Raw genomic sequence first — 11,209 nt, forward strand, 5'->3', positions numbered from 1 at the left:
GTGAGGGCACGGTCGGCGCAGCGCAGCGGAGCCGCCCGGGCGCTCACGACCGCCCGCGGCCAAGGGGGTGAGCGGCGAAGCCGCTCACCCCCGGGCCGGCGCCGGACCCGCAACGCCCGCCCCCCACCGGGCTGAAATGCCTTGAGGGGGCCACAGCCGGACAGCTGCGGCCCCCTCAAGGGCAACTCGGGGTTGAGAGGGGTGTCAGGAGGCCTCGTAGAGCTCCTGAGCGGCCTTCAGCGCTGCCCGGCGAACCGCCGGCGGATAGCCGAGGCGCTCCGCCGCCCCTTCGACACCGAGACCCGGATCGGTGCGCATCAGCGCGACGATGCGCGCCGCGCGCTCCTGTTGCAGGTGCCGCTGGGCGGCCGGGACGGAGATACCGAGGACGTCGACGGCGTGGGCGGCGGTCACCGCGGGGTTGGCGTCGAGGAGTTCGGCGATGCGGCCGGGGAGCAGGTCGCGGGGGACCATGTCGCCCGATCCCTTCGGCCGGCCGCTGGGAGCGCTCATGGCGCCGCGGCCGGCCGCGTACGCGAGCACCGCAGCGCGCGGCCAGTGCTCGACCCCACCCACGACCACGACATGGTCAGCAAGGCCAGGATCGTTCTTGTAGCTGTCCACGCTGCGCGGCTTCACATCGAGCAGGACTGCCGCCTCACGGCGGTCCAGGAGGTCCTCCTCGCGGTCGACCGCCGGAATGACCGGTTGCGGCCGGCCGTCGCGGTAAGCCTCCACCTGCTCCAGGTCCCACAAGAGGACAAGTGCGCCTTCGGAGCTCACCGGCAGCGGGAAGTCAGCAGCCGTATGCGGCTTCGTGCGGTCGAAGGTGGACCACTTCAACCCGAGGACGTTAGCAAGCTCACGGCGCCCCACCGCAGTTCGTCCAGCACTGATCACGACTTCCGACCTCCCGATAGGCGAGACGTGCAGGGCACCTCAATGCACTCGGATCCGCCAGGGCGGTGATCACGCATGCGTGAAAAAAGTACCGCATCCGAGCGGCATGGTGTGCCGATGGATTGCACGAGCGCTATCCTCGGCCCTGAGACGCACGTGGGTTTCTCCCAAGGTGTGTTCTTCGGTAGGCCGGCGCCCTTGCCACCCGCCCTCGGCGGAAGTGGGCGCCGGCCACATCTCTTTCACCCACCCCCCTCCCATCCAGCCTGCCCTCCTCTCCTCACCTCTTCTCCCAGCACTCCACCCTCCCAACCCACATGCCCGGCCCACTTGCCAACCGGTAGAGCCACCCCAACAACCCCAAGCCCAAGCCCAACCACCCGGAACAGACACCACCCCACCAAACCCGAACCCATCCCTCCCCCTATAACTAAGTCTGACCAGTCACCAGCCCGGAGACCCGCGCTGACCAGCAAAAATGCAAGACCGCCGTTGCACCGGTTTCCCCCTCAGGCTCCCCCTCAGATTACCCGTCATACACCCCCCTCAGATTCCCCCTCGCTGTCCCCCTCAGTCGCCCGGCACTTCTCTCCGCGTATGCCGCCATCAACAGGAGGGTCAGACGCCGAAAGCCACGTACATGCGGACTGTAAAGAGAACGGCGCTCCGCGCACGGCGAATGCATTTGTGGCCAGCGAAAACATAGCCAAGCCATCTGAGACGCAGGCTGAGCCTGCAGCCGCGGATGACCAGCTCCTGAACGAACTCGTGGCCCGGGCTCAGGCCTAGGCGTGCAGCTGACAGGCGAGGGCGGGCTGCTCCAGTAGCTGACGAAGCGGTTGCTGAAGTCCGATCTCTAAGGCGGAGATGAGCGACCATCTCGGCTATGACCGGCACGATCCGACCGGAAGGATGGCGGTAACACCAAAGGGACCTCCAGAGCCGTCCCCACCAGGGCGAGGACGGCTCGGACGACTGACGTGAGTCGATTGGGGCTATTTCTTACTTTGGGGAAGATCGCCAGGCTCTGAGGCGGGCGAAAGCCCGTTCGCATAGGGAGGTCAGACATGCGCCCGATTGTCGGCTGCTTGTCTCATTGTGAGAGGGCGTCCGAGGTATCGCTTGAAGGGCACCTGGAAGGTTCCGCTGGCTCCCGCTTAGGCATTGTCGCCGAGTGCGGGGATCTGTAGTCGTTCACAGACCGTGATTCTGGGGCGGGTGCGCGCCGCCGTCATGTGGTGCCCGGCAGTGCGGGTGAGCGGCAGCCTGCGCGATCAGCGCCGCGGCGCGCTCGACCTCGGCGGCCGTGGTGGTACGGCCAACCCCGAGGCGCAGGGTGCGGCGGGCCTGGGTCCGGGTGAGGCCGATGGCGGTGAGGACGTGGGAGGGCTCGCTGGTGCCGCTGTTGCAGGCGGATCCGGTGGCAGCGGCGACGTCCGGAAGGTAGCCGAGAACGTCGGCGGCTTCGGCGTCCGGGAGGGTGAGGCTGAGGGTACCGGGGAGCCGGCGGGTGGGGTGCCCGTTGACGGTGGCGCCGGCGATCGCGTCGAGGAGCTGGTCTTGGAGACGGTCGCGCAGGGCACGGATCTGGGTGAGGGCGGGGGTGGCGTCGCTGGTAATGAGCTGGGCCGCGGCACCGAAGCCGACGATGGCCGGGACGTTGAGGGTGCCTGACCGAAGTCCGCGTTCCTGGCCGCCTCCGGTCTGCTGGGCGGTGAGGAGGGTTCCGCCGCGAACGTAGAGGGCGCCGATGCCCTTGGGGCCGTACAGCTTGTGGGCGGAGAGGGAGGCAAGGTCGACGCCGAGTTCCTCGGCGTCGAAGAGGCCGTATCCGGCGCTCTGGGCGGCGTCGGTGTGCAGGAGAACCCCGCGGTGGGCGGTGAGCTGCGAGATGACCGCGATCCGCTGGAGGGTGCCGATCTCGTTGTTGGCGTGCATGACGGAGACGAGGACGGTGTTCGAGATGAGGGCGGCGGCAACGTCGCCGGGGTGGACGCGCCCGTGCTCGTCGACGGCGACGCGGGTGGCGGTGTAACCGTGGTGGTCGACGAGGCGCTGGACGGCGGCGAGGACGGCCTTGTGCTCGATCGCGGTGGTGACGATGTGGCCGCCGTGGGGACGTTTGGCGAGGGCGCCGCCGACGATGGCGAGGTGGTTGGCCTCGGTGGCGCCGGAGGTGAAGACGACCTCGACGGGGTTCTTCGCGCCGATGAGGTGCGCGACGCGGCGGCGAGCCTCGGCGACGGCCTTGGCAGCCTCTCGGCCGTAGGCGTGGGCACTGTTGGGGTTGCCGTACGCGGTGGTGAGGTACGGCAGCATCTCCTCGAGCACCTGGGGGTCGAGCGGGGTGGTGGCCTGGTGGTCGAGGTAGATCGGTCGGCTGGTCACGCTGCCTCCTTGGCCCGGGCGGCGTCCGGCGCGGCCGCGGCGTACTTGCGTTCGCCGTCGACGAGGTCCCAGTAGACGGTGCGGGGCTCGGCGAAGACGGAGTAGGCGGTGGCCAGGCACCGCCAGTTGCGGTTGGGCTGGGCCCGGGTGAGGACGAAGGCGTCCTCGAAGAGCTTGGAGGCGCGCCGCATCAGGGCCGGGCGGGGGTCCTGGGGGCCGAACAGCTGGAGGTAGCCGCGTTCACGCAGCCAGGATTCGGCGTGCTCGGGCTGGGGGTCTCCGGCGAGCTGGCCGCCGTCGGCCAGGGTCTGGGCGGCGAGGCGCTCCAGGCGCCGGCGGCGGCGAGCGCCCTCGCCTCCGGGGCAGCGGTCGCCGGTGAACTTCCACTCGTCCCAGCGGGGCTTGGCGTAGCGGTCCCAGTCGACGTCTTCGAGCTGGGCGGTGACTTGGGGCGGGAGCTCGCCGCGGGTGAGGTCGGCGACGTCGTAGCCGGGTCCGAGTGCTTCGAGGGTGAAAGTCCCACGGATGCCGGGGCCCGGGCGGTCCATGCGGATCATGACGGTGAGCTTGTTGGTGAAGCGGTTGGTGGGGCCGGCCAGGATGACCGCGCGCCCGTCGGCCAGCAGGGGCTGTGCGCGGTGCGCGATCTCGCCGATGGGGAATGTGTTGCCCCCACGGTAATACTGCTTGCGCTCGACGCCGCCGTCGGAGCGGATCATCAGCCGCTCAGTGTCGAGCTTGGTGGCGAAGGCCTGGGCGGCGGTGCGTATCTCGGCCAGGCTCTGGCCGGGCCGTAACAGGGCCGCGTTCAGAGTGGGCAGGTGCAGGGAGTGCAGCAGCGCCATGGTCTGCCACTTCGGCCAGCGCCGGTCGTTCGCGGCCGCCGCGAGTTCTTCGGCGCTCTGGCTGTGCAGCGGACGGGGCAAGGGAATCGCCACGGTCTTCCCCCTTCGTCGTTAGGCGGTCGTGGTGGCCCGGATGGCCGAGGTCAGGGTGTCGTAGGTCTGCTGCCGGGTCTCCGTGAAGGGGTGGTCGCGCCAGTCGTACTGCTCGCCAATGCCGAGGTGGTCGGCGACGACGCGGCGGACGAACTGGCGGGCGAAACGGTCGTCGGTGGGCCAGTAGTGGTGCTCGCCCGGACGGGGCGAGAGGTACAGATACGAGGTTTCGGCGGCCGCGGGCAGGTCGACGAGCGAGGAGAGGCGGCGGCCCGGGCCGCCTACCTTCTCGTACGCGGCCAGGATGGCGTCCGGCTCCGGCACGGGGATGAGATGGAGGTGGGCGTGACTGCAGCAGGAGGCCCCGAGCTCGCAGTCGCGCGGCCCGTGCTCGGCGACGATGGTGGGCCCGTACTGGTCCTGGATGAGGGTCCGCATCGACTCCAGGCCTGCGACGACCTGCGGGAGATCGTCGGGAGCGACATCGGCGGCGGCGTCGAGGTGGTCCAGCGGCATGTAGAGGGAGTAGCCGGGGGTGAGGCAGCCGACGGTGGGCAGGAGGACCCAGCTGTCGGCTGTCTCGGTGATGATGCGGGTTTTGGCCTCGCGCGCGGTGAACTCGATGCAAAACTGGCAGTCGTCCATGGCAGTTACCTCTTGTTCAGGCCGGCGAACTCGTCGGCGTAGCGGCTCTTCAGATCGTTGGGCTGGCCGTAGTGCGGGTGCGCGGCCGCGGCGTGTCCTCCGCCGTGGGACTGGAGCATGAGCCGGGCGACGGGCATGTCGCGGTGGAGGCGCAGGGTGGCCGGAGAGTGGTTGACGAGTTCCAAGGTGAGGTGGCCGGACCAGCCCGGCAGGACGAACGGGCTGGTGACGTGCACGGCCAGGCCTACCCGGGCCAGGTGGCTGAGGCCACCGATCTCCCCCATCACGTGCGTACCGAGGCCGACCGGCTCCGAGGTCAGGGCGAGGATCACCTGTCCGACGGCCAGGTCGTACGTGGTCCAGTCGATGGCCTGCGGGCCGTACAGGGTATCGATGCTGGCTTGGTCGGCCAGGTCGACGACGGCATCCGGCGCGACGAGGGGTTGGATCGGACCGCCGAGCTTCAAGAGGAGGCCGTCGCCGCGCAGTTCTCCGTCCCACGTCACGGCGCCACTGCTGAGGAGGTACTCAAGGGACTCGGCTGTAAACATGACTCACCCCCGGAATTCAGGCATCGGTGTGGTGAACGTCGCCAGATCGAAGGCGACTGAGGAAATGTTCCCGTGGATAGCTCGCCATGTCTCCATGTCCACCCGAACATTTCAAGGTTTTCCTGGCGTGAAATGCGGTGAAGTCCACTACTCCTGGCCGTTCGGACAGTGCAAGCTGGTGGGGTAGCGCCCAGGGGAGGGGAAGCGCATGCCGTCGTTACCGTCCGGCCCGCTCAAAGTGCCTGGTCCCGAAGGATTCCGGGGCGATCTGCTGGCCTGCTCACCGGACTTGCTGGACCTGACGTGGGACCAGATGCGCACGCTCGTCGTCGTCCATGAGGAGGGCACGGCGCTCGCGGCGGCCCGGCTGCTGGGACGGGAGCAGTCGAGCGTGCAGAAACAGCTCGACATCCTCAACCGGAACTTCCAGGCCCTGACCGGTGAGCTGTTGGTGGTCAAGCAAGGCCGCGGCCGCGATCTGCTGTTCACCCCCACCGGGCTGGAAGTCGTGGATCGGATTCGGTCCACGTTCTCAGACTGGCTCCAGGGCATCGCGAACTCCCGCCGCCGACTTGGCTCCACCCTGACTGTGGGCACCACCGAGTTCACGCTCCCCTTCCTGGCCCGGGTGTGGGAGCGCGTGGAGCCCGAGCTGATGGCGCGGGAGGTGGAGCTCAAGGTCGTCCACGTGCGCACCCGCGACTTCCGCCAGCGCCTGGACTCCAACCAGGTGGACCTGCTGTGCGGGGGACTGGCCGCGCCGGTTGGCGACGGCCCGCTCGCCCCCGAGTACGACTTCCTGGAATGGCACCGCGAAGGCCTCGCTCTCCTGACCAACCTGTCCGTCCGCGAGCTACCCGCCCGGCAGGTCGGCTTCGAGCGGCTGCGGAACCTGCCGCTGGTCATCCCCTCCCGCGGGGTGATCGCCGACTTCGTCGAGCGCTGGTACGGAACCGACTTCCGCACTCACCTCCAGGTCGTCGCGGAGATAGACGACATCTACTACGGGCTGGCCCTGCTCCGCTCCGAGATGACCCGGGGCTGCATGCTCTGCGCCCGCTCAATAGGCGAGGCGGCCGTGGCGGGACGGCTGCCCGGCGGCGAGGGCTTCCGCCTGGTCGAGTTCGCCGACGACTTCGACCCCATGCTCCAACTCGTCTCGGGCGTCTTCGCGCGCAAGGGCGAGCGAGACACCTACGACCCCTCGCACCCCTTGAACGTGCTGTGGGAGGCCTTCCGTGAGGAAGCCGCCTCCGGCCGGCCGATCCCGCTGTGACCATCCCGTCCGCCGAAGGGCACTCCTGATGCTGCTGGCCTCGATTAACCTCAACAAGCGGCTCGGCGCGGACGGCGCCCGGGCCCGGTTCGCCGCCTGGCTGCGCACGCACGACGTCGCGGTCATGGTCGCGCAGGAGCCCTACAAGCCCGCCGCCCGGCGCCCGCCACTCCTGCCCGGGTATGTCTTCGCGGGTGGAGACGGCCACCTCGCCACCTGGGTCCGCGAGGGCATCGCCACACCGGCCGTCTCCGCTCCGACCGGCTGGGCGCAGCGTGTGGAAGTCGGCTGGCTCACCGTCTTGCAGGTTCACCTCGACGCCTACACCAGCGCGGCGCGCACCACCCAGCTCGGTGAGCTCGCGACGCTCACCGCGGCCGAGGGCGGGCGGCCGCTGCTGATCTGCGGGGACTTCAACCTCGCGCCGCGGCCGCAGGACGGCCTGTACGACGGAGAGGTCAGCGGGTTCACCGCGGACACCGAGCGCAAGGCGCTGCAGCACCTACTCCAGACCGCGTGGCTCGTCGACACCACCAGCAAGGACACGGAGGCGGAGTTCACGTTCGAGCGGCTTTTCACCGGCAAGCTCAGCCGCTTCCGCTGTGACCTGGCCCTGCTGAGCGACCACCTGGCCGCCGGGGTCCCGGTCGTAGCCCGGCATGAAGTCCGTACGGGACCGGAGGCGTTCACCGACCACTCCGCGATCCTGCTCGACCTGCCGCTCACCCTGGAGGTCGCAGAGCCGGACGACGTCCTGTTCGCGATCAGCGACCTCACCGGCAAGCAGCCGGCGGCCGCAGGCGCGCGCTCGTACCAGCCGCACAAGACCGCGATGAGCCGGCAGGCGGCTTCACCAGCGGCCCGGGCGGTCACCAGGCACCTGACGGGCCCGCTCGGCGTCCGTACCGTCCTCGATCACGGGTGCGGCCGCGGGGCCGACGTCGCCCACTACCGGGCCGCTGGGCTGGACACGGACGGGTACGACCCTCACGAGGGCTTCGGCTGGCCCCGCCCGGAGCGGGACGGCTACGACCTGGTGACCCAGATGTTCGTCCTCAACGTGCTGCCCGACCCCGGGGCGAGGATCCGCGCGCTGCAGGACGCGGCCGCGTTCGTACGCCCCGGCGGGCACGTCGTGGTCGTCACCCGCTCCCCCGAGGAGATCACGAAGGCTGCCGCCGGCGGCAGCTGGACGGCGCACAATGACGGCTACTGGTCGAGCGAGGGGAAGGGGACCTTCCAGCGCGGCATAAGCGCGACGGAGACCACCGCCCTCGCCCGCCACGCCGGCCTCGCCCCCGCGACGGGGGCGGCCGGGCTGACCCTGCCCGGGGTCAGCCACATCGTACTCGTCAAGCCCGAGCCGTAGAGGCGTTGCGGGACCGGCACCGCAGGTCAGCGGTTGCCGGTCCAGACGATGCGCTCCGAGAAGCCTCCCCGCTGCTCAGCCTTGGACGCCCGAATCTTCTCCAGCTGATCGGCGTTGACGCCGAGGTCCGCCGCGAGGGCGAAGGCAACCTCAAGGACGTCTGCGAGCTCCTCGGGGGCGTCGGTCTCGTCCGCCTCCATGTACTCCGCGACCTCCTCGGCCAGCTTGGCCCGGAGCCGCTCCCGGTACTCCGCCGGCTCGGCCACATAGACCTCCGGCTCGGCTCCGTCCGCGCGGATGATCTGAGGAATCCGGTCACGTACCAGCTTGCCCGTGGTGAGCACGTACTCTCCCGCACCATTTCGTCCTTGGCTGGCCGCGCGGCCGGCCCCGTGTTGTTCGAGCGTAGAGATGACGCCTCACCGGGCGCCATCAGAACCAGAAATCCCACCCGAAGTGGTCAGTCCTTCGGATCCACGTGAGCGCTCGTGAGGAGCGCCCTGCGCAGGACAGGGTCGATCGTGAGGTCGGCCCCGGTCGTGACGAGCAGATCGAAGTGCTCGATCCGCTCCGGGGCCCTCTGCAGCAGCGAGTTCAGATAGCCGACCCTGTCGCGTGCCTTCCGCACGAGAGTCCACCCACACTCGCGTTCCAGGTACCAAGCGACCTTCGGCTCCGGAACAGCGCAGCGGATCCACAGCGGTGAGGTGTTCTGCCGAGCGGCGTAGTCACCGATCCACAACGTGGCCAGTCGACCGAGTCGGGCGTGATCGGGGTCGGTGAAGGCCTGCCGCACCATCCAGCTCGGCTCTGCACGCTCGTCTGCGGTCCAGCCCGCGGCGTCAGGCCCTTCTGCCAGGGCAAACGCTCCGACCAGCTGGTCGTCCTCCCACATGCCGATGAGCTGGATGTCCGGCTGGGGGTCGGCTGCCAGGCGGAGCAGGGAAGAGCCGTCGGTCGCAGCGTTTCGAATCCGTTTCTCGTGGTTGGTGCGGCGGTGCACGAGATCCGCCAGGGGATCCCAGTCTGAGGGGGTCAGGAGCAACATGGAATACATGGCTGTTGGTCTCTGTCTACGAGGTCGGTTGCTTAACTGCGACGCCGGCGTACGCGGCGGAGATGTAGTCCGGCACTGCCGAGAACCGGTGGCGCATCTGGTGCCGGGCGGTGGGAACCATGCGGACCGGGCCGCCGTAGAGGTCGGCCCAGTCTCCGAAGAGGCTGCCGATCGACTGCCGGTCCCGGGGTCGAAAGCCGATGCCCTCCTCGTCGTACACGTCCTGGACCCGCTTGACCCAGGTCGGGCTGAAGTCGGGCGTCGCGTGGGTGATCGACAGGGCGCTCCCTGACGGCAGCCAGGTCCGGAGGTAGGCCACGGCGTCGTGCACCCGGGCGTCGTCGGGGATCCACGGGAGAACGTCGTGGAGTAGGACGGCGACGGGCCGCTCTCGCGTCAGGTGTCCGTCGGCTTCCAGCCGGCTCAGCAGGCGAGCCATGTCCGTGAGGTCGGCGAGCACGGCCGTGGGGCGCGACGCCGTCGGGGCCGAGGCGAGGAGACTGCGCTGGCAGGCGACCACATCGTGGTTGATGTCCGCGTAGACCACCGCGGCGGAGCGCCAGTGCTGTTGGGCGACGTCGTGGGTGTTCTGCGCGAACAAGAGGTCGCCTCCGCCCTGGGGGCGGGGCAGGGTGTAGCCGCAGCCGAGGTCCAGGAACTGCGAGATTCCGCAGGCGGCCAGGGCCTCTGTGATCAGGAGGTGATGGCTGCGGTTGATCTTGGCGGCCGCAGGCTCGCGCGGAAAGGCATTGAGGATCTTGCGGGCGACGTCCTGGTCGGCGGGGACAGCGCCCTCCGCGCCGAACCACATGCGGTAGATGCGTGCTGCGCTGGGCCGCTGATGGGCGTCCGGGCCCGGGGCAGGGATGCCCAGGGCGAGGCCTTCCTGGACCAGGTTCATTCGCTGTGCTCCTCTCGATTTCAGCGCGCGTACCGGGCGGACCCGTATTTGCGAGCGACCGCGGACCGGTCGACGCCCGGTAGGCCTGCCGTCAGCCGTAGAGCGGCTCTCAGTCGAGGCGGTCGGCCACGGCCTCCAGGCATCGAAGCGGCCGTTCGTGCATAAGGGCAGCCGACCGCGGAGGATCAGGACCTTGCCGTCCCTGCGCCTCCCGTTGGCTCGCTCGCCCATCCCTGGCCAGGGCAGGAGCTGTGGGGTCAGCCGTCTACGGGAGGCGATCCTCGTCGGCTCGTGCGTCGGGCCGCAGGTGAGAGCACGCGCCGCGTACGGGCTGCTCTGTCTCCAACTGGCCCAGCGCGGCATAGAGGCCCTGGACGAGGCGTGCGCGATTCTGCGCGTGGGCGAGGACGCCGCAAGGCGACGACCCCGCGGGCGACAGTGCCCGCTCTGCCTCAGCCAGGGTGTAGGCAAGCAGCTGGCGAAGGTCACACGCTGTGGGAAGCCGGTCGGCCCGGCCAGCGAGTTCTTCGCGCAAAAGCCGCGCGTGCCCGGTCAACTCCAGTACGGTGAGGGTGACGTCTGCTGCAGGCGGCACAGATTGGGGTGTCCAGGACATCGCCAAAGCGGCCAGCCGCCGGTGGGGTTCGCGGTCGAGCGGCAGCTCGTGCCCGAGGCGTCCTTCCGGATCGTGTACGACGCTGTAGTGGTCACTCATGGGCAAGCACTTCCTCCGGGGAGACTCCGACCGGCAGTGCGGTGGGGTCGGTAGCCATGACGAAGAGCCCGCGCCGCAGCAGCCACGTGCGTTCGCGGTTCCAGTCCGCCCACCGGTGGCCGATGTGGGCGAAGCAGGGCACGACGAGCCCGGTGATCGCCTGGGCCTGGACCGCGCGCCGCACCCGTCGCCACCCCGACCGGTGCCGGTCCGCGCCGAGCACCCCGACATCCGCCACCGCGCAGCCGACCGGAACATGCCAGCCGCGTCCAGCAATATAGGACCGCAGTTCGTCCAGTACCCGCGTGCCGTCGGCCTCGGATGGGACGACGGCGTACAGCGCTACCGAGCCAATCGGTGCCGCCCTTACCGCGGGCGGCACGAGGGCGCTGAAAGCGGCGAAGGTATCCGGCATGAGGTCCTCCTGACGGTGTCGTTCGTGTCCCAGGTCCACGCAAGCGGTCACCGG

At 69.5% G+C, this 11,209-nt stretch carries 12 protein-coding genes; 2 read left to right on the forward strand and 10 right to left on the reverse strand.

Annotation, left to right across the window (positions count from 1 at the left end):
- Positions 1–204 precede the first annotated feature (204 nt).
- The 5 genes from ACS04_RS20140 to ACS04_RS35345 all read right to left on the reverse strand — a co-directional run bounded on the left by ACS04_RS20140 (position 205) and on the right by ACS04_RS35345 (position 5,422).
- Entirely contained in the window at positions 205–843 is a 639-nt protein-coding gene (locus ACS04_RS20140) for a hypothetical protein (RefSeq protein WP_158977349.1), read from the reverse strand.
- A 1,251-nt stretch (positions 844–2,094) separates the two neighbouring features.
- Entirely contained in the window at positions 2,095–3,288 is a 1,194-nt protein-coding gene (locus ACS04_RS20145; RefSeq protein ID WP_048478064.1) for a cysteine desulfurase family protein, read from the reverse strand.
- Complete coding sequence (locus ACS04_RS20150) at positions 3,285–4,226, reverse strand: hypothetical protein (protein WP_245236463.1); 942 nt, start codon at positions 4,224–4,226, stop codon at positions 3,285–3,287. The genes ACS04_RS20145 and ACS04_RS20150 overlap by 4 nt, the downstream gene beginning before the upstream one ends.
- Before the next feature lie 18 nt (positions 4,227–4,244).
- The gene (locus ACS04_RS20155; protein WP_048478065.1) at positions 4,245–4,871 is read right to left on the reverse strand and encodes a hypothetical protein; all 627 of its coding nucleotides are present in this window, start codon (positions 4,869–4,871) and stop codon (positions 4,245–4,247) included.
- 5 nt (positions 4,872–4,876) lie between these two features.
- On the reverse strand, positions 4,877–5,422 hold the full coding sequence (locus ACS04_RS35345) for a dCTP deaminase (protein WP_158977352.1): 546 nt from the start codon (positions 5,420–5,422) through the stop codon (positions 4,877–4,879).
- A gap of 238 nt (positions 5,423–5,660) precedes the next feature.
- On the opposite strand from ACS04_RS35345, the gene ACS04_RS20165 reads away from it, so the two are divergent.
- Both ACS04_RS20165 and ACS04_RS20170 read left to right on the forward strand, forming a co-directional pair.
- Positions 5,661–6,698, forward strand: coding sequence for a LysR family transcriptional regulator (locus ACS04_RS20165; protein ID WP_342449497.1), 1,038 nt, complete (start codon positions 5,661–5,663; stop codon positions 6,696–6,698).
- 28 nt (positions 6,699–6,726) lie between these two features.
- The gene (locus tag ACS04_RS20170) at positions 6,727–8,067 is read left to right on the forward strand and encodes a methyltransferase domain-containing protein (protein WP_048478067.1); all 1,341 of its coding nucleotides are present in this window, start codon (positions 6,727–6,729) and stop codon (positions 8,065–8,067) included.
- Positions 8,068–8,093: 26 nt separating this feature from the next.
- On the opposite strand, the gene ACS04_RS20175 is transcribed toward ACS04_RS20170, so the two are convergent.
- From ACS04_RS20175 to ACS04_RS20195, 5 genes are all read right to left on the reverse strand, one after another.
- Entirely contained in the window at positions 8,094–8,411 is a 318-nt protein-coding gene (locus ACS04_RS20175) for a nucleoside triphosphate pyrophosphohydrolase (protein WP_048478068.1), read from the reverse strand.
- Between the two features lie 116 nt (positions 8,412–8,527).
- A complete protein-coding gene (locus ACS04_RS20180; RefSeq protein WP_158977355.1) occupies positions 8,528–9,115 on the reverse strand; it encodes a hypothetical protein in 588 nt (195 codons plus the stop codon).
- A 25-nt stretch (positions 9,116–9,140) separates the two neighbouring features.
- On the reverse strand, positions 9,141–10,025 hold the full coding sequence (locus ACS04_RS20185; RefSeq protein WP_053080846.1) for an SAM-dependent methyltransferase: 885 nt from the start codon (positions 10,023–10,025) through the stop codon (positions 9,141–9,143).
- Positions 10,026–10,290: 265 nt separating this feature from the next.
- Complete coding sequence (locus tag ACS04_RS38230; protein WP_053080847.1) at positions 10,291–10,740, reverse strand: DUF6415 family natural product biosynthesis protein; 450 nt, start codon at positions 10,738–10,740, stop codon at positions 10,291–10,293.
- The gene (locus ACS04_RS20195; protein WP_048478070.1) at positions 10,733–11,155 is read right to left on the reverse strand and encodes a recombinase family protein; all 423 of its coding nucleotides are present in this window, start codon (positions 11,153–11,155) and stop codon (positions 10,733–10,735) included. The genes ACS04_RS38230 and ACS04_RS20195 overlap by 8 nt, the downstream gene beginning before the upstream one ends.
- Positions 11,156–11,209 lie beyond the last annotated feature (54 nt).

It is taken from the genome of Streptomyces roseus (genome assembly GCF_001044425.1).
Classification (GTDB): domain Bacteria; phylum Actinomycetota; class Actinomycetes; order Streptomycetales; family Streptomycetaceae; genus Streptomyces; species Streptomyces roseus.